The sequence below is a fragment of the Listeria sp. MAN/IMW/UF555 genome (assembly GCF_058684075.1).
Window position 1 is genome coordinate 66,010 of record NZ_JBZWZS010000004.1, and the last position, 23,976, is coordinate 89,985.

Here is a 23,976-nt window from a genome sequence, read left to right on the forward strand (position 1 = left end):
GCTCTATCTAATTATTTGGCAGATGGCATAACTCTAACATTATCAATATGAATACTTGTTCCGCCTTTAGAATCCATCACAAAACTTGTATTAATATTTCCTGTTGTTACTTTGACATCCTTAATTGAAACATAATGCCAAACATTATCAGCTACTAAATCAATAGTCTGACCTTCACTGCTATCGTAGTTATTAACTGTCATTTGTGCTTTTGCAGTATCATCTTTACTTACTTTAACCCACGCTTCCACATCGTAATTCGCATTATTAGTTGGAACTGCGATTTGTTGCGCTAGAGTTTGCTGGTAAGCTCCTGGTAGGTAGAAATAAGCGCTCTGACTTCCAAAAGCTGGTGATTCTGGAGGATTGACACCTGAACCACTATCAACGCCATATGCCTTATCCTGACCGTCTGGATGAGACTCTACCCAATTAGTAGTTGCAGCAGGGTCACGTTCAAAACCGCCGTTATCAAGTAGATTTACTTCTGATTGAACGGGACTGTTAATCGGATCTGCTGAGACAAGGATTCTATCAATATTGATATTTCCTGTAGTTTCACCGTCCATTAAGAAAGTGATTTTATTTGTACCCGCTTTTAAATTCACAGCTTTTTCTGTATCAGTCCAAATATTCCAGTTTTCCCCTTCTGATGGGAAAGTTACGCGAGAATTATAAGTACCATTTGTATACAAATCAAGCGTTTGCGGCATCCCACTTCCATTTGCAGTTCGGGTATTTAGCACATATTCCCCGTCCGCTGGCACATCCACTTCAAACTTGATTTCATCTCCTGCTGCTCCAAAGCCACCAACAAAGCCTTCTCCACTATAGAACCAATGATCATTTGCCACTTTTAAAGTTCCAGATAGAGCTGCTTCTTCCGCTTCTACTTTTGCTACAGTTGGAGTGAAACCGATATTTACTTTGTCTAATGCGACTTGATCTGCTTTGTCGCCTGTGTCTGTAACCACTTTATAAGAGATACTATTTTTCCCTGCTGCAAGTGGTAAGTTTTCCGCTTGAACAGTCCAGTCCGCTGCTGGTTTTAAAGTTGTTTGTTTTACATATTCACCATTTACAAAAATACTTAATGATTGATTATCTTCGGAAGCATTTTTGTATGTTAAATCAACATTATAATCGCCAGCATCTTTTACATTTGCGTAAATTGTTGTTCCAGAACCATCTGAGTCATATCCATCTACATAGGTTTGTTCAGTTACAGGTTTCTCGGCAACTGTATTTGCAAAACTAGAACCTTTTTCCATTTCATATGTTCCAGTTTGTTCCACGCTTTTAGAACCGGTTGCTGTGATGACTGTATCTGTGTCTCCTTGAGCTGGTACTTTCACATAAGTTACTGCACCATAAATATCGCTAGAAACAGCATAACCACTTCCATCTGCATTTTCGAGTGCAGATAAATCATCGTATAATTTGCTATCAGTGCCATTAACTTGGACACTTTCAGCAGCATTTCCGTGTAGTTTTACAATGTAATTTTCTGTGTCAGCTTTGTAACTTCCTTCTTTCGCGCCAACTGTGAAAGTAGTAGTATCTGCTGTTTTCGATGTTGTCATTTTTTGTTTCAAATAAACTTCTTTTTCATAATCAAAAGATTTTCCATCGTCATCATAATGGGTAAATGAACTATCTTTTTCAGAAGCAAATGTGTCTAAATAAACTGTTTTAACTGCGGATTCACCAATATAGTTTTGCGGCTGTTGCATCGGTATAATTGCGCCTTGTTTAACAAACATCGGAACATCCGTCCAGTCATCGTCATTTACTTCATAATTGATAGTTTGGTTCCCTTCGTAGACATCACCACGATTATAGTCTACCCAAGTCCCCGCTGGTAAATAGATTTCACGCGAACCAGCACCCTCTTCTAAAATAGGAGCTGCAAGGATAGCATCACCAAACATCCATTCATTTGTTAGGTTAACTACATTTTCATCTGTTGGATTATCAAAAGTAAGTGGTTGAACAAGTCCTACTCCAGATTCATAAGCTTGTCTTTCATAGGCATACATGTATGGAATCATTGAATAACGCCAAGTCATAGTGCTTTTCGCCACTTCTTCTGCAGTCCCGCCATAATACCAAGGTTGGCGTTGTTGATTATCATTACCATGTGTTCTAAATACTGGCACAAGAGAGCTAAACTCCATCCAACGACTATAAAGTTCTGGATCTGGGTTTAATACTTGTCCAGAATTGGCATTAAAACCACCTGTGTCCATGCCCCATTTCGTTTGTCCTAAATTGATAGTAGACAACATCGTACTTGGTTGTTCTTGCATTCCGTTTGCCCAGTCAATTACTTCGCCTTTTTTCCACTGGACGCCGATATCGCCTGACCAAATGGATGTTGAATAGCGCTGAGCTCCTGGATAATATGTTCTTCCAGTCTGCCAAACACGTTCATTTGTGTAATCACGTTGACCTTCATACATTGCTTGAGATGTAAAACCTGTTGTGAAATTCCCAAACCAATAATCCGCTCCATTGGAGGATACTTTGTCAGTTTCATCATTCCACCAACCGACGATACCTTTATCCAGCGCATCTTCAGAATGAGACCACCACCAATTACGTTCATCCGGATTATACGGATCGATACTTCTAACAGTAACTGGGAACGCGTAATCTTCATATGCTTCTTGGCCTGGATACCAGTAGCCATTTGCCTCAGCATCTTTACCTTGTTGCGTTTCCGTTCCATCTTGTAGATTAGTTACCACACGAGGTTTAGTAATACCAATCATTTTTACACCTAGTGCATCCATATCATTTTTTAAAGTAGTGTCTTTTGCGGATGGGAAATTAGTTGTATTCCAAGCAAATTCGCCATAATCCCCTCCATAAACAGGATCTCCATAAAACTTCCAATCGTAGTCAAAAGCAAAAGAATCAATCGGAATTCCCTTAGCACGATACGTATCAATATTTTTACGGAATTCATCTTCATTTGTACCCCATTCGAAATTGGAGAAACCAAGAGACCATTTTGGCATCATAGGAGTATGACCAGTTACATCAGCGTAAGAGGACATGATTTCTTCAGGTTCCCCTGACATCAAGTACATTTCTACATTTTCTTTTTCGTAACGACGGCCTTCAACAACGGTATCCCCGTAATAGAATTCCAGCTTTTCTTCGTCTGAAACAGAATAAGGATAACCCCCGTCACTATCTACTAAAAGACCATAACCTGCAGTAGACCACATAAACGGGCCACCAGCATTACCTTGTTGACCTGCTTGAGCTGTCTTTCCGCTATTTGCAGCTGTATTATCTCGCTCCATCCCAAGGTCTCCGTCACTAAAACTAATACCATAAGCCCCATAAACATGGTCAGCTGCACCGCGTTTAAATCTCACACCACCATCGAAAATCCCACCATCAGCCGACTCAGATAATAAAGTTTTTCCCTCTTTATCTTTAAAAGTCATTCGTGCTGGTTCTTTAGAAATTTCAAGTGTGCATTCATCCGTTGAAATAACCATAGGATCGGATTCTAAATCAATCTTAGCCCCAATTGCTGTAAAAGTTGCATTAGGATCAATCATCGGTGTCGACTCACTATTTTCGATATTTCGCGGTCGTAAATTAACTTTAAGCAGATTATTGGCAAGTGGTGAAATTTCTAAGTAGTCATCTTCTGCTTCATCCCCGTTATCGATTTTTAGCGTGATAACATTGTCTGTTACAGTTGCCTCTAAAACATTTCCAAGTCCTTCTTCTGCACTTAGCTTCGCATATTCTTCTTTACTAAGCTGTTTTGCAGTTTCTCCATTCGCTTGTTGTTTCACTTCTTTTTTCTCTGTTTCTTCTGCGTTAACTTCCACTTCTAATGGTTGTGTTATCCCTAAATTCAACCAAACAAGCGGCACAACAGCCATACTGACACAAACTTGCTTCATCCCTTTTTTCATCATCTCGCTCCTTTCAAAGCACCACCCTCTTCACTCGAAAAGGGTGGCAATGTGTTTATTTTTTAATTACAACATGATCAAAGTTAATTCCCGCTGTATCCCCTGCTTCAAAATCAAAGACGACTTGGTTAATACCATCTTGCAAGGTTACTGGCACTTCCACTACGTCCCAAGTATCCCAGTCAGTCGTTTTCGGTAAAGCAATTTGTTGTTTGTTGCCATTTACATAAACCGTTCTTGTAGCATCTTCCACACCCGCGCTATAACGCACTTCCATCGTATAATCGGATGCGCCATCAACTGCATCAATATCAAACTCAACTGCTTCTTTTTCTTCATCAAATCCAGCTACAAAACCAGTTCCAGTGTAGCCAGCATGATCACTTGCAGTTGATACATTTGTTAAATGCCCGAATTCCGCTTCATAAGGTGCATGATTTACACCATTTAAAACGATAGCCTGAGTAGTATCTGTTGCCGCAGTTTTAATGTAAGTTAAGTTTTGTACAGTGTCATAGTAATAAGCGCTCGTTGCTTCATTAAAGGCATCTAGTGTGTCTGCTTTAGCTACCTCAGTTCCTGCAACTGTTACACTTGTTGGCTCTGTACTGAAAACTTGCATCGTAGTTTCATCTGCCATTGCCGGAAGATTGACCGTAACTTTTTCATTTGCAAAGTCTTCAGAAACGCTAATGTCACGCATCTCGCCACCATTTACATCATCATAGAAACTGTACTCGCTGTTTCCTGATGGGTAAACTCGGAACGTTAAGTTATCATATGCTTTTAAATCGTTACCTACATTTTGTCCTAGTTGGTAACCATCTGTCATATTCATTGGAATAATCGCTCCAGCTTTTGCAAATACAGGTAGCGTATCAACATCTGCATAGTAAGAAATTGTTTCGCCACCTGGATGGATACCGCCGTTCCAAATATCTATCCATTCGCCTTCTGGTAAATAAACTTCTTTTTCTGTTTGGCCTTCTTGTACAATTGGTGCTACAAGTAAATCATCGCCAAACATATATTGTTCATCTAAATTACGCGTATTAATATCTTCTGGATAATCCATAGCCATTTGACGCATCATAGATTTCCCATTATCAGCAGTATCTTTTGCCGCTGTATAAATATAAGGAAGTAAATTCATACGTGTATATAAATATTTTTGGAATGTTGGTAAAATCGTTTCGTCGCCAGTTCTAGCTACTGCATTCCACGGTGAGCGTTCTTCACTTGGCGATGGATCTGATTTTTCCGAGTGGAACTGCATAATCGGTGCAAAAGCCGCCATTGCTGTTGCGCGTTTATAAAGTTCTGCTGTTGGATAATTTCCTGTGAATCCTGCCATATCCCATGCCCAGTAAGAAACGCCTGATGTTGAAGCACTAAGACCTGCTTTTACGGATGCTTGGAAAGAATCAAATGTGGATGTTTGATCTCCAGACCAGTAAATGCCCGATTTTTGTGCCCCTGAAGTTCCAGAACGGCTAAATGAAACTGCCTCTGGATTTATACTTTTTGCAAAATCGAAATAGCTGGAAACATAATCTGTTGGATAACGGTTTCTCATTTCTTGCCCTTTTTCCCCGTTAGAAAAAGTTGTATCACGGCCCCAAACCATTTCTCCACCATCTGTCTTGAATCCATCAATTCCGACATCTGTTAGTAAATATTCACGTTGAGATGTCCACCAATTTACCGCATCTTTATTTGTAAAATCTAGTAAAATCCCGTTACCAAACCACTGAGATGCTGGAACTCGGTAAGGTGCCCCTGTTCCATCGTCCGCACTGTACCCTTGACTTATCATGTAGTCTTCATCATTATCTCTTTGTTCATACACTGTATTATCATCTTTTAATACAGGAACTTGCCATAATACAATGTTCATTCCTGCATCATGTACGCTGTCTACCATTGCTTTTGGATTTGTCCATTTCCCGTTAAATGTAAAATCATCATAGGCAAAAGGTTCGCCATTTTTCTTCGCAGTATATGTCGCGTCGTTCCAAATGTAGTAAGTTTCTTCATCACTCCATTGTTCTAATACAAATCCCGTTGCTGGAATTTCATTTTCTTTTGCATTAGAAAGTGCTGTACTTACATCAGATTCTCTATCCCATTCATTTGCTGACATCCAAAGTCCGAATGCCCATTTTGGTAATAATGTAGTTTTTCCAGTAATATCTGTGTAGTTATTTACAATATCATTTTGATCTTTTCCGCTGATGACATAATAATCAAGCATATTCGTCATATCGCCATCATTATCTAAAATAAAGCTATATTTGTCTTCTACTTTTGAAGCCATTTGGAATTGTGAATGAAAATCAGAATTCACAAACATACCATATTTATTTGCACTTACAAAGAACGGTACTGCTAAATAAGTTCGTTCAGTTTGTGCTTGGTCTTGATACTCATTATAAACATAGGTTTCAACATCTTTGCCTCGTTGATTAATAGTATCGTAACGTTCACCAAAACCATAGAACGCCTCATCACTTGGCGTCATAAAATTATTTTGATACTGATTGATAACATTTTTGCCATCTGTCAACCAACCTAAGCTGTTGGCAGTTGTATATTCACTTGTAAGTAAAGTTCCATCTGCTTGGTACACTTCCATGCGGTAAGGAGACTTTTGGATTTCTACTCGCAAATCGTCAGTTGTAACTGTTACTTTATCTGCACCATCATCTACTGTGTAACCAGTTTTTCCAGCATGTCCAGTTTCTTTACCGGTTGGTGATAGTTCCATACGAAGTGTATCTAAATCCTCAAACGAAAGATATAATTTTGGAGTGAATTCACCTGCAGTAGCTGTCATATTTAATGTAATAGAATCTCCATTATCTACGACGCTGCTGACATCTTGCACATACTCCCAGTCCGTCACGTAAAATGTAAACGGACCACTTTCATATTCAGTTCCTCCGTCAGTAGAACCTTTTGTTGTATAAGTAATTTCATCGCCTTTTTCAAATTTTCCTAAATCTGCTTTCCAGTAAGTATTGTTCCCGCTATTATAATCATAAGCTGCTGTAACATTTTCTTGTGCTACCCCGTTTTTAGTCCATTCTACCCAAACACTTTGTCCATCTTCAATTGGCCAGGTAGTAATATTTAATGTCACGTCTTCACCAGCTTTTGGATCTCTAGGAGAACGTTCTGTTGGTTGGACAGTATATAGATCATCATCCCCATATGGCGAGTGATATTCCCCATCCATCGCGAAAACGTTTGTCCCAAATCCACTTAAACAACTAAATATTAGTATGGTCAAAATGAAAATTAAACTAGATTTTCTTCCCTTTTGCTTCATCTCTCTTTCCTCCCTTAATGTATATTTTTACTAAAAACATATTACTTTTGATGTATTATTTCGCAAAATTATTAATTTTTGCATATCTATGATTGTAGAAATAATCACATAATGTTATAATTCTTTCACAGATACACTAAAAAAGTTCAAATTACTAATAATCCTACAAAAAAACGCAACTATGCCAGACCATTCTTCATGGAAAAACAATAATTGCGTTCATCAGAAGACCTTGCTTAAAAAACTTTAAAACAACCAGTTAATACTTTTTAACAAAGTTAACATGTCTTCTCCCTCCTTTTTCATCTATACTGAAATACTAACTCACAAATCTTACATAAAATTAAAAAGCATCAAATTTGAACAAATGGAGCTGAGTTTTATGCAAAATATTGGTGATACATTAAAATTTATTCGGAAAAGTAAAAACTTAACACAACAAGAGGCCTGTACGAATGCTCTCAGTCGTTCTAACTATCAAAAAATCGAAAATAATAAAATCATGCCTAGTATGGACCGTTTTATTCAAATCTTACTTAATTTCAATATGACATTAGAAGAATTTGAATTTATAAAACGAGACTTTACACCTTCTCCAAAAGAAAATATACTTTATCTATACTCCAAGATTATTACCTCCTCAGAAACAGATATGATACTTAATGTTATTTCCCAATGCGACGACTACTTAGAAACCCACAACGATATTTTTATCTCTGACATTAAAGCCTCACTTGAAGGCATTTTACTAGCTGAAAAAGAACATAATTTTGAACTTGCTCGAAAGAAAGTAACCTACATTTGGGACAGGCTTTCGGAAGCAGATGAATTATTTTGGAATGACATATTAATATTAAGAAACATTTTCTTTATTTTTGAAAATGAAACCGCTCAACATATTGTAAATCGTCTTATCTCTCAACTTAAAAAATATCGTTACTTATATCCAACACTTTCGATTGAGATTTCGCTTCATGTTAATCGTGCTACTTATTTAATTTTGGACGAAAAATATGAACTAGCTTTGCACTACATTGAATTATCTATTAAAATCGCAAAGCATAACCATTATTACTTACAATTTTGCATGGCTGTTGCGAAAAAAGGAATTGTGCTGTATAAGCTAGGTCAAAAACAAAAAGGTAAACACTTTATGCAACGAGCGCTCAGAGTGGCTAAAGTACTTGAAGAAGAACGTATTTTAAGCGGGATTAAAAATGAAATCGATTATTTTCTTCATGATGAGATGCATAGCCTCTCTTTGAATGAATTTACAAAAATAGACATATAAAAAAAAGCCTAAATCTAGCTTTTTCAACGGTTGTTGAATGACTAGATTCAGGCTTTTATTGTTGGCGCTCTTTAAAGGCACGTTCAATATCACGTTTTGCTTCTTTTTGTTTTAAGTCTTGGCGTTTATCGTATTTCTTTTTACCTCGAGCTACACCGATGAGTACTTTTGCGTAGCCATCTTTAATATACATTTTTAGTGGAACAATCGAATAACCGGACTCTTTCGTTTCTCCAATTAAACGGCTGATTTGCTTCTTATGTAAAAGCAACTTGCGCGTTCTTAGTGGATCATGATTGTAGCGGTTCCCTTGTTCATATGGACTAATGTGCATATTGTGTAAGAAAATTTCCCCTTTGTCGATACGTGCATAGGAATCTTTTAAGTTTACCCGTGCGTTTCTGACGGATTTGATTTCAGTACCTTGCAGGACAATGCCAGCCTCAAAAGTTTCTTCAATTGCGTAATCGTGGCGCGCTTTTTTATTTTGCGCGACTAGTTTACCATCACCTTTTGGCATAACTCCCCATCCTTTCTAGCGACGTTTTTTCTTCTTCGGGCTTTCTTTTGCTACACCTTGATAAAAAGGTTTTTTCTTCTTTTTCTTTTTAGGTTTTGTATACCATTCGTCTTCTTTACGTTCTGATTTTGGTTTCACGTCTTCTGATTTACCAGTTCTACGTTTGTTACGACCTTTTTTTTGGTTACTCTTAAAGTTTCTTGTTTTATCAATCGGTTTTTCACGTTGACGTTTTTGTTTATCGCTCACTGGACCTGGTTTGCCTTCACTACGAAGAGCAAAATCGATTTCACGAGCATCTACGTCGACTTTGGTTACTTCGACTTCCACTTCATCACCAATACGATAAATTTGGCCTGTTCTTTCGCCAATCATCGCTAATTGATTTTGATGGAATTTGAAGTAATCGCCTTTCATTGCGCTCACATGAACTAAACCTTCAATCGTGGTTGGAAGTTCGATAAATAAACCAAAATTGGTTACCGAACTAATGATTCCGATGAAACGTTCGCCCACTTTATCAACCATGAATTCTGTTTTTTTCAGTTCGTCAGTTTCACGTTCAGCTTCTACTGCACGTCGCTCCATTTTCGAGCTATGTTCAGCAATCTCAGGAAGCTCCTCAGCGCGTTTTTCTAAAGTTTCCGGACGAACATCCCCGTTTATTAAATACTCTCTAATAAGCCTATGAACGATCAAATCCGGGTAACGACGAATTGGCGATGTGAAATGTGTATAAAAATCAGTAGACAAACCAAAGTGTCCAGCGCTTACTGTATCATACTTCGCTTGTTGCATCGAACGTAGCATTACAGTCGAAACAACCATCTCTTCCGGTTTACCTTTTACTTCTTCTAGTACTTGTTGTAGGGCTGCTGGGTGAATATCATTGGCAGTTCCTTTGACAATCAAGCCAAAATTAGTAATAAATTCAAAGAAACGTGCTAATTTATCTTCTTTTGGATCTTCATGAATACGATAAATAAATGGTACATCCATCCAGTGGAAATGTTCTGCAACTGTTTCATTGGCAGCAAGCATAAATTCTTCAATCAAATGCTCTCCCGCTGAACGTTCGCGCATAACGACTGCTTCTGGATGACCTTCTTCATCAACGACTACACGTGCTTCTTTGAAATCAAAATCAATCGCGCCACGTTTTTCACGTTTACGGCGAAGGATTTCAGCCAAATGTTGCATCACTTCAAGCATTGGAACGATTGGCGCATATTTTTCACGCAATGCTTCGTCTTTTTCAACTAAAATATCATTAACGTCTGTATAAGTCATTCGTTCCGTTGTTTTAATAATACTTTCAAAAATTTCATGATTAACTACGTGGCCCTCTTGATCAATTTCCATTTCACAACTCATTGTAAAACGGTCTACTTGTGGGTTAAGTGAGCAAATGCCATTCGAAAGTTTATGTGGCAACATTGGAATTACTCGGTCGACCAAATAAACACTTGTTCCGCGGTCTTGTGCTTCTTTATCAAGTGGCGAGCCTTCTGTCACATAATGCGTTACGTCTGCAATATGAACGCCTAGCTTCCAGTTGCCATTTGGTAATTGTTTGACAGTAACTGCATCATCCAAGTCTTTGGCGTCTGCCCCGTCAATTGTAATTATCATTTGGTCACGAAGATCACGACGATTGCCAATATCTGAATCATCGACCATATCAGGTGCTTTACTTACTTGCTCCATAACTTCTTCCGGAAAAGCAATCGAAATTCCATGTTTATGAATAATCGATAAAATATCTACTCCCGGATCATTACGGTGGCCGATAATTGACTTAACAACACCTCGAGCCCTAGCATGTCCAGTTGCATATTCAGTTAATTCCACGATAACTTTATGACCATCTACCGGTTTTAAGCCATCCTCTAAATCAATTTCTACTTCACCGAAAAGTCGTTTATCATCTGGCATCACAATTGGAGTACCAGCTAAGTCTTCCATATAAGTTCCGACGATTTGTGTTGTCTTCCGTTCGACAATTTTCTTAATCGTACCTTCTGCCAAATTATCGCCTTTACGTTTCGTTATCGTCGCAAAAACTAAATCACCGTTCATTGCATCTTTAACTTCATTTGGCGGGATAAAAATATCGTCCATTTCTTTCTCTTCTGGGAGAACAAAGCCAAAACCTCGTTCATGTGCGCGAAATGTTCCTTTTACTAAGTCCATTTTTTCTGGTAATGCATACCGATTCTTCCTTGAGCGGACAATAGTTCCGGAATCTTCCAGTTTTACTAAAGCTTTCACCATTAATTTAAAGTCATCCGCATTGTTTAAAGCTATTTCTATTTCTAAATCTTCTAGCGCAAACGTTTTATCAGGCGCTGAAGTTAATAGATTCATAATTTTTTCTTCCATTTGTTTTTGTTCCACTTCTGTCCCTCCTCTCTCTGTTTTAAAAATTGTTTATTCTTGCCAATCTAAGCTATCTAAAAATGTTAAAATTGCTTGGTTTACGTCTTTTCTTTCTTTGTCTAATGTGATGACATGACCAGATTCTTTAAACCAGTGTAACTCTTTCTTTGTTGATTCTACTGTATCATAAATCAGCTGTGCCCCGCTCACATCAACCATATCGTCTTTTTCACCTTGAACGACCATGATTGGTGCATAAATCATATCTATTTCAGACACAACGCCATTAATTTCATCTTTTAGTTTAGCGATAGTATTCATTGGCGCGTCTTTATAGGCGACCATTTCTGCATCGATTTGTTCAGGCGTTTTACCTTCTAATTTTTTATAATTACGCACATAATCTAAAAAGCCTTGAATTATTGGTGATGAGCTGTCCATTCTTGTTGGAGTACTCATGGCTATAATTCCCTTTAACGGCCTAGAAAAACCTAATTTTAGTGAAAAAAGTCCACCGAGCGAAAGTCCCGCTACAGCAATTTCCGTGTAACCGAGTGATTTTAGGTGATCATAGGCTTTAAGAACATCTTCCCACCAGTCGTTTGGTCCTGTTTTTAGTAGTAGGTCTGGTGATACGCCGTGGCCTCTGTATTGAGGCGCATAGCAAGTGTAATTGTTTTCTTGTAAAAACCTACCTAATATTCTTACATCCGCTGAGCTACCTGTGAAACCGTGTAAGAGTAACACTGCTCTTTTGCCTTTTTCGAATAAAAATGGTTGTGGTGGTGTTATTTTCATAGTAAATATCGCTCCTTGGTTCTTTTTGGAGGTTTGGTTGATCTGGGGTGGGTGTTGTTTTTGTTGGAGTTTTAGGGGGATGCTGTTTTAAATCTTTGTGCACCCCTTTTTGGGTTGTTCGTCCACTTTTTAATGGAAACAACGTTCCGCTACGCTACACCTTGTATTGTAGTTCTAGGGAAGCGGACTACGCTTCTTTAGAACTACAATAATAAAAAACCACCTAAATTTTCATTCAGGTGGTTAACATCTCGTTACTGTACAAAATATGCCAGTGCAATTAGTATTGCGAAGAAAACAATGGATAGAACGATGGTTGTACGATGTAGAATAAGTTCTAGTCCTCTTGCTTTTTGCTTACCGAATAATTGCTCAGCTCCACCAGAGATGGCACCGGATAGCCCAGCACTTTTACCTGGTTGAAGTATGATAACTGTAATTAACAGTACTGATACGATGATGAGTAAGACCGTTAAAACTGTACTCATTGTTCTTTCCTCCTAAAACCGCCCAATTTGACTAAGGTTAATTTTACCATATTTGGTATTATACGTAAAGGTTTGTTTCTATACAATAGTTAAACAACTTTTTCCTCAAGCCAAACTAGATCGTCTAAGAAGTAAATCAAGTCTTCTTCTAAAATATCTTTTTCACAGTCGTTCACAATATCGTGACCTGAACCTGCATAGAAGCATAGTTGTTTATCGTTTGTATGAATGTGTTTGAAGATATAATTGGCGTTATCTGCGTCGATTTCTTCGTCTTGGCAGCCTTGACCAATCATCGTTGGCACATGAATCTTTTCAATATCACGCGCAACATTTTTGTAGAAAGTAGCACGTGCTTCCGTCATTACGTCTATTTCAGGAAGGTAGTTTTTTAGCATTTGATCTGCTTCTTGTTCTACTATACCTTGTTTCTTTAATTGTTTAGTTAAATAGTTTTCGATTGGGATATAGCGCATTTTACGGTTTACATTGGCGCATAAAGGAACAATCGCTTTTGGTGAAAACGATTCTGCCATTTTAAGCGCAAAAACACCGCCCATTGCCACACCGACAATTGCAATTTCATTATATCCGTCTTTTTCAAGTTGACGATATCCAGCCACCGCATCTTCATACCACATTTCCGGTGTTGTTTTCAAGAAAATAGCGGGTTCATCCCCGTGACCTCTGAAGTTTGGTGCATGTACTGTGTATCCATTTTCTGCTAGAGTTTCTCCAAGTTCTCTTACGTCTTCTGTAGTCCCTGCAAAGCCATGCAAGAGCAAAACAGCACGATTTCCCGCTTTTAACGTAAAGCTACGATCCGCACTCATTTTTACGCAATCCTCCTAATATCATCACTTTTATAATCCACTCTATTGTAGCCCATCTGAACTAAATAAGCTACCTTTTGAGTTCTGACCAATAGACCAATATTAACGCTATCCAAGGAACTTGTCAAATACTTTTTTCGCGACCCTCAAACACGTTGGTATTAAAGGGTTTTAAGGCGTTTCTATTTGTGAATTTCCGCGCTTAAATTGGAAAAGAAAGTATGAATTAATCGTAACAATTGTTTTGGTTTTTGCCTAGGTAAATAATGAAGCCCATTTCTAACAATAACCATTTCGCCGTGTTGAACAGAATGTACCATTTTCTTCGTATCTTTAGAAGAAATCAAATCGTATTCACCAACAACAGCCAAAAGTGGTGCGCTTATTTTCTTTAAATCCGCTTCTGACATATGTGGATGATAGATGGTTAAAGCAAGTTGTTGTTTCATACGTTCAAAAAAACGGCTAAACGGAGCTAAGAGAACTGTAGCTCCATAAGCAACGCGGCAAAACAAATCTGGTAAAAAGCGGATTTGGTTTACATGATAATTTGTGCCAATAACGACTGAGGCGATTTGACGTTTTGGTTGCATTTTACCCATGACAAGAGCAACAATACCGCCGTCGCTATAACCAACGACTTTATATTTATCAATTTTCAAAAAATCGAGTAATGAAAGCATATCGAGAGCCATTATTTCAAAATCAAGCGGCATATTTCCTGCGTCACTTCTACCGTGTGCGCGACTATCTACAGCGATTACTTGATGATCAAGTGCTAAGTCATCAATAATTCGTTTTAAGGAACGGTGACTTTGACCATTCCCGTGGATAAGAAGAATCGGTTCGCCAGTCCCGTATATTTGATAAAACAAGTTAATCCCATTGATTTTTGTTATCATAAAGCATTTCTCCTTGCTCGAGACTTCTAATACTCTTATTTTACACCTGATTATACTTGATTTCATATAAAAATGCTTCTAATATATTAAAATACGCCTGATTCTAATCAAGCTAGAATCAGGCGCACTATTTATTTCATAAGTCTACGATGGTATTGTTGTTGCGGTACGTCTGCATCAATAATTTTCTTTGGTACAGAGCGCTTTTCGGCTAAGGGGCGGCTTTTTTCATGCACCACAGCGTCTTTGATTTTCGGAGTTTCGAGCACTTTTGAGGCCTGACTATTTTTTACTTTCATCAGCATTACCTCCTCTTCCAAATCATTACCCCTCTATCTATTTTTAAAACAGAAAAAACTCCGCGAAAATGTTACTTTTCGCGGAGTTTAGCGTTTTATTCAATCAACTTATTTTTTTAAGTTGTAGAAAGTGTCGTTACCATGATATTCAGCAAGATCAGCCAAATTGTCTTCGATGCGGAGTAATTGGTTATATTTTGCAACACGGTCAGTACGAGTAGGCGCACCAGTTTTGATTTGACCAGCGTTTGTAGCTACTGCAATGTCAGCGATTGTGGAATCTTCTGTTTCACCAGAACGGTGAGAGATAACTGCAGTGTAGCCAGCGCGTTTAGCCATTTCAATTGCATCCAATGTTTCAGTCAAAGTACCGATTTGGTTAACTTTGATTAGGATGGAGTTAGCGATACCTTTTTCGATACCTTCTTTAAGTTTAGTTGTGTTAGTTACAAATAGATCGTCACCTACTAATTGAACGCGGTCACCAATACGTTCTGTAAGTAGTTTGAATCCGTCCCAGTCATTTTCGTCTAGGCCATCTTCAATAGAGATGATTGGGTATTTAGTAATCATTTCTTCATACCAAGTTACCATTTCTTCAGAAGTACGAGTTACACCTTCACCTTTAAGTTCATATTTACCAGTTTCGCGGTTATAGAACTCACTTGATGCAGCATCCATCGCAAGTTTAACTTCTTCGCCAGGTTTGTAACCAGCATCTTTAATTGCTTGCATGATTGTTTCAAGAGCTTCTTCGTTGGATTTAAGGTTTGGAGCGAATCCACCTTCATCACCAACACCAGTGTTTAAGCCTTTACCTTTAAGAACAGCTTTAAGTGCATGTAGGATTTCAGCACCCATACGTAGAGCTTCTTTAAAGTTTGGAGCTCCAACAGGCATTACCATAAATTCTTGAACGTCGACATTGTTATCAGCATGTTCTCCGCCGTTAAGGATGTTCATCATTGGAACTGGAAGAACTTTACCGTTCACTCCGCCAAGATATTCATATAAATGTACGCCTAGTTCGTCAGCAGCAGCACGAGCAGCAGCTAAGGAAACACCAAGAATAGCGTTAGCACCTAATTTACCTTTGTTAGGTGTACCATCAAGTTCGATCATTGCTTTGTCAATTCCGATTTGGTCAGTTACGTCAAAACCGATAATTTTGTCAGCAATAATGTCGTTTACGTTTTCAACAGCTTTTAAAACACCTTTTCCAAGGTAACGAGCTTTGTCGCCGTCGCGTAATTCTACAGCTTCGTATTCACCAGTTGAAGCACCACTTGGAACTAATGCACGACCAAACGCGCCAGCTTCAGTATAAACTTCAACCTCAACAGTTGGGTTACCGCGGGAATCTAAGACTTCGCGAGCATAAACTTCAGTAATAATAGACATTTATAATTCTCTCCTTTGTTGGGATTAATTGAACGAAATGAACAAGATATTCACTTCAAATCAAAGACCCATCCGTTTTTAAATTCGTTTTTATTGTAGCTCTGTTTGCAAAAAAACTAAAGTAATAACTAAAATTATTTTTGAATTAAACTTTCGCCTGTCATTTCGGCAGGTTTTTTAACGCCAAGTAAATCAAGCATTGTTGGCGCAACGTCAGCCAGACGACCACCTTCACGAAGCGTTACACCTTTTTTCGTTACAATTACTGGAACTGGAACGGTAGTGTGCGCAGTGTGCGGTTTTCCTTCTGGAGTAGACATTGTTTCAGAGTTACCATGGTCAGCAAAGATAATAGCTGAGCCACCTTTTTCTAAAATAAGGTCTACTACACGACCAAGATTTTCATCTACTGCTTCGATTGCCTTAATAGTTGGCTCAAGCATACCTGAGTGTCCAACCATGTCTGGATTTGCGAAGTTTAAGATGATCGCATCGTGTTTGTCGTTTTTAATGTCTTCAACAAGCGCATCTGTTACTTCATATGCACTCATTTCAGGTTTTAAATCGTATGTTTCTACTTTTGGCGAATTGATTAGAATCCGGTTTTCACCAGGGAATTCTTCATTTCTTCCGCCATTCATAAAGAATGTTACGTGTGGATATTTTTCTGTTTCAGCGATACGCAGTTGCGACAAACCTTCATTAGAAAGTACTTCGCCGATAACATTTTTCATTTCAATTGGCTCAAAAGCAACTTCAGCATCAACGCTTGGGTTGTAAAGAGTCATTGTAACGAACTTGATGTTTTTAGGATGGTTAGCCCCGCGGTCGAAATGATCCCATTCTTTATCAGTAAATGCATTAGAAAGCTGAATCGCACGGTCAGGACGGAAATTGAAGAAAATAACTGCATCATTGTCTTTAACTGTTGCAACAGGTTTGCCATCTTTAGTAATGATAGCAGGAACAACGAATTCATCATTTTTGTCATTAGCGTAAGAAGCTTTGACAAGTTCGATTGGATCTTCAAATTTTTCACCTTCAGCGCTTACGATTGCTTTGTATGCTTTTTCAACACGTTCCCAGCGTTTATCACGATCCATCGCGTAGAAACGTCCAGAAACAGTAGCAATCGCACCATAGTTTAAGTCACTAATAGCTTTTTCTAGTGTTTCTAAATATTCTAGTGAAGATTGTGGAGCCACGTCACGTCCATCAAGGAATGCATGGATATAAACGTTTTTCACGCCTTTATCTTTCGCAGTTTCTAAAAGTGCAACGAGGTGATTAATATGACTATGCACGCCGCCGTCTGATAGTAAACCGAAAAGATGTAGGTCCGAATTGTTTTCTTTTGTATGAGTGAAAGCATTGTTTAGGGCTTTGTTCTCTTGGAATTCGCCTTCTTCAATTGCTTTATCAATACGAGTTAAGCTTTGGTAGACAATACGTCCAGCTCCGATGTTTGTATGGCCAACTTCAGAGTTACCCATTTGGCCTTCTGGAAGACCAACATCAAGGCCAGCAGCTTTAAGTTCCCCGTGAGGAAAATTAGCCCAGTAACGGTCAAAATTTGGTTTGTTTGCTTGAGCTACAGCATTACCTACTGTTTCCGCACGTTTACCAAAACCATCGAGGATAATAATTGCTACAGGTGATTTACTCATTTTATTTTACTGCCTCCAATAATGCTAAGAACGATGCTGGTTCTAAGCTTGCTCCACCTACAAGAGCGCCGTCAATGTCGGACTCTGCAAGATAATCAGCAATGTTTTCAGGTTTTACGCTACCGCCGTATTGAATACGAACTGCGTCTGCTGCTTTTTGAGATACAGCGTCAGCAACTTCTGCACGAATAACTGCACAAGTTTCATTAGCATCAGCACTTGTGGAAGATTTCCCAGTACCGATTGCCCAAATTGGTTCATAAGCAATAACGGATTTGATTACTTGTTCTTCAGTTAATCCAGCAAGAGCTGCACGGATTTGACCACGTACCCAAGTATCTGTTTGACCAGCTTCACGTTGGTCTAATGTTTCACCACAGCAAATGATTGGTGTCATGCCGTGTTTGAAGATTGCGTGTGCTTTTTTGTTAATATCTTCATCTGTTTCGTGGAAGTACTCACGACGTTCAGAGTGTCCGATAATAACATAAGAAACACCTAAGTCAGCAAGTGCAAACGGGCTAATTTCGCCAGTGAAAGCACCTTCGTCTTCAAAATAACAGTTTTGTGCAGCTACGCGAAGATTAGTTCCTTCAGTAAGACGAACTAATTCTTGTAAAAATAGAGCCGGTGCAGCAACTACTGATTCAACAGCATCGCTTGATGGCACATTATTTTTTACGTCTTCTGCAAATTGTCCTGCTTTTGCAGCAGTTTTGTTCATTTTCCAGTTACCAGCAATAATTGGTTTACGCATTTGGATAAACATCCTCTCGATATTAAAAATTATTTTTGGTTCAGCTTATTTGTCACTAATAGAAGCAACACCAGGAAGCTCTTTACCTTCAAGATATTCTAATGATGCACCGCCACCAGTGGAAATATGTGTGAATTTGTCAGCAAAACCTAAGTCCATAGCTGCTGCTGCAGAATCCCCACCACCGATGATTGTTGTTGCATCCGTTAAGTTTGCAATAGCTTCACAAACGCCAATTGTACCTTTAGCAAAGTTGCTAAGTTCGAATACGCCCATTGGACCATTCCATACAACTGTTTTAGCGCCTTGAAGTTCTTTTGTGAATAAGTCAATTGTAGCTTGACCAATATCTAGTCCCATTTCATCAGCTGGAATGCTATCTGCACTCACTGTATGGAAAGGAGCATCGTTACTGAATTCTTTAGATACAACTGCATCAACTGGTAATACTAATTTATCGCCAGCTTTTTCAAGTAAGCCTTTAGCAAGTTCAACTTTATCTGCTTCTAAAAGAGATTTACCAATTTCTTGACCTTGAGCTGCCATGAAAGTGAAAGTCATTCCGCCGCCGACAAGAACTTTGTCTGCTTTTGTAAGTAAGTTTTCGATAACACCGATTTTGTCAGAAACTTTTGCGCCACCTAGGATTGCTACTAGTGGGCGTGCTGGATTATCAACTACACCGCCGATGAATTTAATTTCTTTTTCCATCAAAAATCCGGCCGCTGATTCTAAGTTAGAAGCGATTCCAACGTTAGACGCGTGCGCACGGTGAGCAGTACCGAAAGCGTCATTTACGAAAACGTCGCCAAGGCTAGCCCAGTATTTTCCAAGTTCTGGATCATTTTTGCTTTCTTTTTTACCATCAATATCTTCAAAACGTGTATTTTCAAAAAGAAGTACTTCGCCGTCTTTTAACTCATCAACTGCTTTTTCAAGTTCTGGACCACGAGTAGTAGGAACGAATTTCACTTCTTTTCCAAGTAATTCGCTTAAACGAGCGGCTACTGGACGAAGAGATTTTCCTTCTTTATCTTCTTCTGTTTTTACTTTTCCAAGGTGAGAAAATAGAATTGCTTTACCGTTTTGTTCTAAGATGTACTCAATTGTTGGAAGTGCAGCTACAATACGGTTGTCGTTAGTGATTTTGCCGTCTTTCATTGGCACGTTAAAGTCAACACGAACTAAAACTTTTTTGTTTTTTAAATCTAAATCAGTTACAACTTTTTTAGCCATTTAGAGTTCCTCCATTAATTTTAAAGGATTGGGGTCGCCCCCGTTATTTCAGAAAATAAGCGGAAACAATAGTGTCTCCGCTTATTCTTGTTATTGCTGATGTGACTAGCACTTCAGTAAAATTAATCTGCTAATTATTTAGCGATTTTTGCAAAGTATTCTAAAGTACGTACTAATTGAGCAGTGTAGCTCATTTCGTTATCGTACCAAGCTACAGTTTTAACTAATTGTTGATCGCCAACTGTAAGAACTTTTGTTTGAGTTTCGTCAAATAATGAACCGAAAGTCATACCTTTGATGTCAGAAGAAACAACTTGGTCACTAGTGTAACCGAATGTTTCTGGATCAGAAGCTGCTTCCATAGCTGCATTTACTTCATCAACAGTAACTTTTTTGTCAAGAACTGTTACTAACTCAGTAAGGGAACCAGTTGGAACTGGAACACGTTGAGCAGCTCCGTCTAATTTACCTTTAAGTGTTGGTAATACTTCACCGATAGCTTTAGCAGCACCAGTTGTATTAGGGATAATATTTTCGGCAGCAGCACGTGCACGACGGAAGTCACCTTTTGGATGTGGAGCATCTAATGTATTTTGGTCACCAGTGTAAGCGTGAATTGTAGTCATTAGACCTTCAACAACACCAAATTTGTCTTCTAAAACTTTAGCCATTGGAGCTAAACAGTTAGTAGTACAGCTTGCGCCAGAGATAACTGTTTCAGTTCCGTCTAATGTTTCATGGTTTACATTGTAAACGATTGTTTTCATGTCGCCAGTTGCTGGAGCGGAGATAACAACTTTTTTAGCGCCAGCTTTAATGTGTAATTCAGCTTTGTCTTGTGCTGTGAAGAAACCAGTACATTCTAGAACGATGTCTACTCCTAGGTCACCCCATGGAAGTTCTTCTGGGTTACGGTTAGCTAATACTTTAACTTCTTTACCGTTTACGTTGAAGAAACCATCATGTACTTCTACTTCACCGTCGAAACGGCCTTGAGTTGTATCATATTTTAACAGGTGAGCTAACATTTTAGCGTCTGTTAAGTCGTTGATTGCAACAACTTCAATTCCTTCCACATTTTGAATACGACGGAATGCTAGACGTCCGATACGTCCAAAACCATTAATACCAACTTTAACTGTCATAAGTCAATTTCCTCCTTGAAAATAGTGTTTTTTTTATTTCAAAAGGGTATTACTCCCTTTTAAAAGCGATTTTGCTGCTCCTTCATCCGTGATTAAAATCGTATTTTTTGGAGCGCTTTTCATATACGACTTGATTGCTTTGGCTTTTGATGTACCGCCTGCAACAGCGATAATGTGCGGGATTTGCGCTAAGTCTTCGAACTGAAGACCGAATGTAGGAACCTTATGTACAACCTCGCCTTGTTCATCAAAATAATAACCAAATGCTTCACCAACAGCTTTACGACGGATGATTTTTTCAAGTACATCTTCGCCGGTATGTCTGCGTTTCGCCATCGCGAGCGCATCACCTATGCCTAAAATAATAGCATTTGCGGATTGTACTAATCGTAAGCCTTCTTGAATTGCCGGCTCTTTCAGTAAAGAACGATAGGCTTCTTCGCCAAGTTGTTCTGGTACATAGAGAACACGGTGTTTTGTGTTTGTCTTTGTTGCCATCTTATCACAAATTGTATTCGCTTGATTGTCAAGGTCTTCACCAATACCTCCACGACCGGGAACGAAAAGTAGTTCTCTGCCTTTTGCGAAATCAGTTGTCATCATTTCGGCAACAGTTGCCATTGTAGAGCCGCCCATAACTGCGACGATGTTTCTTTTTTCGGTGAGCGCCATGTCTAATTGTTCTACCGCCACACGTCCCATTTCTTCGCGGACCCATGGTGTATCATCGCTATCACCTTGCACTACCAAGCATTTTTTGATTTGCAATTTTTTCGCTAATTGTTCTTCCATTGAATGTAACCCTGAAAGCTGGTTCATGACATTTTCTAAATCACGAAAAACTACCAAACCTTCTTTTGTAACGGTCATTCCGGAAGAAGCAATTTCTACTAAACCTTGTGCTTTCAAAAATTCTACTTCGCCGCGCAGGACTCGTTCACTCATGCCTAACATTCCGGCGAGTGTTCGTCTTCCTACTGGTTCAGAAAAATATATCGAGCGTAGGATTTGATAGCGTTTTTGCATAATCATTAAAACGTCGGGCAATAACTTTTTCTGAATGTTAATTAAGTCTGACATTTTTAATTGCTCCTCATCTTTGGACGCTTTACGACCCACTTAGTCATCTGGCGTCCCGTTAGAACTAAAAAAAGTAGAGATAGAGGTTTTTACAACTTTCAAGACTATTAAACTAGCTACTTCAGCTTGTTAACAAAGTGTCTCTCAATGTGATTTTTACCCCTTCTCTTTCTGCTTACGCTGGTGAATCTTTTTTTAATGTTCTTTAACTACCCTACGTTCCCTATTCTAACAGTCTTGGCACAAATCTTCAAGTGTTAAGTGGGACATTTATGAAATATTCACCTGAAATTTACAATTAAGTTTTAAAATGTAAACTTCTAACTAGGCTATACTAGTTGTTTTCCACGTCTATTAAAAATGAAACATGCTCTTGCTGATTTTTTTATTTTAAAAAGACATTTTTTGTCCCACAGCCTAGTTGTGAGGCAAAAAATGTCTTTTAAAATCTTTTTCTTTTGGAAGATGATGGGATATTTAACTCCAAGCGATATTTAGCGATAGCTCTTCTTGAAACTTGAATTTCTTTTTCTGCGAGCATATCAACTATTTTTTGATCTGAAAGTGGTTTTAGTTTGTCTTCTGCTGCTACGAATTCTTGTACTAGTTTTTTAATCGTGGTACTCGAGATGTCGCCAACATTTTCGTTTTCCGAAGATTTTTTCTGTAAACCAGATGCAAAAAAGCGTTTTAGTTCGTACACGCCGGTATTTGTTTCCATATATTTACCATTTACCGCACGACTTACAGTAGACTCATGCACCCCAAGTTCTTCTGCCACTTCTTTTAAAGTTAGGGGTTGTAAATGGGCTGAATTGTCGAGAAAATAGGCTTTTTGGTGACTTACGATTGCCTCACCAACTCTTTGTAATGTGTTTTCCCGTTGTTCAATTCCTTTTTTTATCCAATCAAATTCACCCGCTTTTTCACGGAGAAATTGTGCCACGTCTTTTTCTTCTGTTGCTCGCATTGTTTCATAATAAGCTTCTTGGAACCTGACTTGTGGTAGAAATTGTTTTGCTAAAGAAACGGTAAATTCATTTCCATGTTGGAGTAAAATTAAATCTGGGACTACATACTGGACACGTTCTGACTCAAACTCAGAGCCAGGTTTAGGATTTAATGTTTGGATGTAATCGGAAACTTCTTGAATATCTTGCAAGCTTACATCCATTTCTGAGGCGATTTTCTTCCATTTTTTCTCCGCGAATTCCGTGAAGAATTTTTGGATGACATCGTAAGCAATATATGGAGCATCAGGCGAACGTTCGATTTGCAGTAAAATACATTCTCTCGCATCCCTCGCTCCAACCCCAGCAGGTTCCATCCCTTGTAAAATTTCAAGTCCTTCTAAAACACTGGAATCGTCCATCAGAAGTGCTGCACTGACGTCTTTTAAATCTATTTGTAAATAACCATTGTCATTTAAACTTTCTATTAAATATAAAACTATAATTTTTTGGGTTTGCGTTACATCCATTAAATGCAACTGTTCTTTTAGCGCATCGGCCAACGTCAGCTTATTATCGGCTATTTGTTCTAACCAATCTGTATCATCAGAGCTTCCAGAGCTTTTACGGCTACTATAGGAAAAATCTGTTGCAAAATCCGAGCCTGGAATCACTTCTATTAATGGGTTCTCGAGTGCTTTATCTTCTAAAAATGCCACTAAATCAGCTGTCGCAAATTGAAGCATAGCAATAGACTGTGACAATTGTTGCGTCATATTTAATTTCAGCGATTGTTTTTGTTGTTGCTTTTGGACGAAATTAGATTCTAAACGCACATTAAAACCTCCATTAAAAATCAGTCTGATACTACTACCAAACTGGATTATATTCCATTTCTAGTCTTCATTATAACATGCCATTTTTCAAAATACAGCACATTATATTTGAAAAAAGT

At 38.5% G+C, this 23,976-nt stretch carries 17 protein-coding genes; 1 reads left to right on the plus strand and 16 read right to left on the minus strand.

Going from position 1 to position 23,976, the window contains the following annotated elements:
- Positions 1–11: 11 nt before the first annotated feature.
- Positions 12–3,944, minus strand: a complete 3,933-nt coding sequence (locus AC4PG8_RS12515; RefSeq protein ID WP_492170416.1) for a TIM-barrel domain-containing protein — start codon at positions 3,942–3,944, stop codon at positions 12–14.
- Positions 3,945–3,999: 55 nt separating this feature from the next.
- A complete protein-coding gene (locus tag AC4PG8_RS12520; protein WP_185539365.1) occupies positions 4,000–7,275 on the minus strand; it encodes a TIM-barrel domain-containing protein in 3,276 nt (1,091 codons plus the stop codon).
- Between the two features lie 382 nt (positions 7,276–7,657).
- Here AC4PG8_RS12520 and AC4PG8_RS12525 point away from each other — a divergent pair, with 382 nt between their 5' ends.
- The gene (locus AC4PG8_RS12525; RefSeq protein ID WP_185513214.1) at positions 7,658–8,566 is read left to right on the plus strand and encodes a helix-turn-helix domain-containing protein; all 909 of its coding nucleotides are present in this window, start codon (positions 7,658–7,660) and stop codon (positions 8,564–8,566) included.
- A 55-nt stretch (positions 8,567–8,621) separates the two neighbouring features.
- Here the strand turns inward: AC4PG8_RS12525 and smpB are convergent, their stop codons facing one another.
- From smpB to rpoN, 14 genes are all read right to left on the minus strand, one after another.
- Positions 8,622–9,086 carry an SsrA-binding protein SmpB gene (gene smpB, locus AC4PG8_RS12530; RefSeq protein WP_003723350.1) on the minus strand — a complete coding sequence of 155 codons (465 nt, stop codon included), beginning with the start codon at positions 9,084–9,086 and terminating at the stop codon, positions 8,622–8,624.
- A gap of 15 nt (positions 9,087–9,101) precedes the next feature.
- Positions 9,102–11,483 carry a ribonuclease R gene (gene rnr / locus AC4PG8_RS12535; RefSeq protein ID WP_492170417.1) on the minus strand — a complete coding sequence of 794 codons (2,382 nt, stop codon included), beginning with the start codon at positions 11,481–11,483 and terminating at the stop codon, positions 9,102–9,104.
- Positions 11,484–11,516: 33 nt separating this feature from the next.
- Entirely contained in the window at positions 11,517–12,263 is a 747-nt protein-coding gene (locus AC4PG8_RS12540) for an alpha/beta hydrolase (RefSeq protein ID WP_003769179.1), read from the minus strand.
- A 254-nt stretch (positions 12,264–12,517) separates the two neighbouring features.
- Positions 12,518–12,751, minus strand: a complete 234-nt coding sequence (gene secG, locus AC4PG8_RS12545) for a preprotein translocase subunit SecG (RefSeq protein ID WP_003739713.1) — start codon at positions 12,749–12,751, stop codon at positions 12,518–12,520.
- A gap of 89 nt (positions 12,752–12,840) precedes the next feature.
- A complete protein-coding gene (locus tag AC4PG8_RS12550) occupies positions 12,841–13,584 on the minus strand; it encodes an alpha/beta hydrolase (RefSeq protein ID WP_160466583.1) in 744 nt (247 codons plus the stop codon).
- Between the two features lie 182 nt (positions 13,585–13,766).
- Positions 13,767–14,486, minus strand: a complete 720-nt coding sequence (locus AC4PG8_RS12555; protein WP_010991251.1) for an alpha/beta fold hydrolase — start codon at positions 14,484–14,486, stop codon at positions 13,767–13,769.
- Between the two features lie 131 nt (positions 14,487–14,617).
- Positions 14,618–14,791: a hypothetical protein gene (locus AC4PG8_RS12560; protein ID WP_492170437.1), complete on the minus strand. Its 174-nt coding sequence runs from the start codon at positions 14,789–14,791 to the stop codon at positions 14,618–14,620.
- 102 nt (positions 14,792–14,893) lie between these two features.
- Positions 14,894–16,186, minus strand: coding sequence for a phosphopyruvate hydratase (gene eno, locus AC4PG8_RS12565; RefSeq protein WP_003727923.1), 1,293 nt, complete (start codon positions 16,184–16,186; stop codon positions 14,894–14,896).
- 134 nt (positions 16,187–16,320) lie between these two features.
- On the minus strand, positions 16,321–17,853 hold the full coding sequence (gpmI, locus tag AC4PG8_RS12570) for a 2,3-bisphosphoglycerate-independent phosphoglycerate mutase (protein WP_160464775.1): 1,533 nt from the start codon (positions 17,851–17,853) through the stop codon (positions 16,321–16,323).
- Between the two features lies 1 nt (position 17,854).
- Positions 17,855–18,610, minus strand: coding sequence for a triose-phosphate isomerase (gene tpiA / locus AC4PG8_RS12575; RefSeq protein WP_003726581.1), 756 nt, complete (start codon positions 18,608–18,610; stop codon positions 17,855–17,857).
- A 45-nt stretch (positions 18,611–18,655) separates the two neighbouring features.
- Positions 18,656–19,846 carry a phosphoglycerate kinase gene (locus AC4PG8_RS12580; protein WP_003772388.1) on the minus strand — a complete coding sequence of 397 codons (1,191 nt, stop codon included), beginning with the start codon at positions 19,844–19,846 and terminating at the stop codon, positions 18,656–18,658.
- A 134-nt stretch (positions 19,847–19,980) separates the two neighbouring features.
- Positions 19,981–20,991, minus strand: a complete 1,011-nt coding sequence (gap, locus tag AC4PG8_RS12585; RefSeq protein ID WP_003726583.1) for a type I glyceraldehyde-3-phosphate dehydrogenase — start codon at positions 20,989–20,991, stop codon at positions 19,981–19,983.
- A 33-nt stretch (positions 20,992–21,024) separates the two neighbouring features.
- Entirely contained in the window at positions 21,025–22,071 is a 1,047-nt protein-coding gene (locus AC4PG8_RS12590) for a sugar-binding transcriptional regulator (RefSeq protein WP_003727920.1), read from the minus strand.
- A 442-nt stretch (positions 22,072–22,513) separates the two neighbouring features.
- Entirely contained in the window at positions 22,514–23,857 is a 1,344-nt protein-coding gene (gene rpoN / locus AC4PG8_RS12595; protein WP_003763875.1) for an RNA polymerase factor sigma-54, read from the minus strand.
- Between the last annotated feature and the right edge of the window lie 119 nt (positions 23,858–23,976).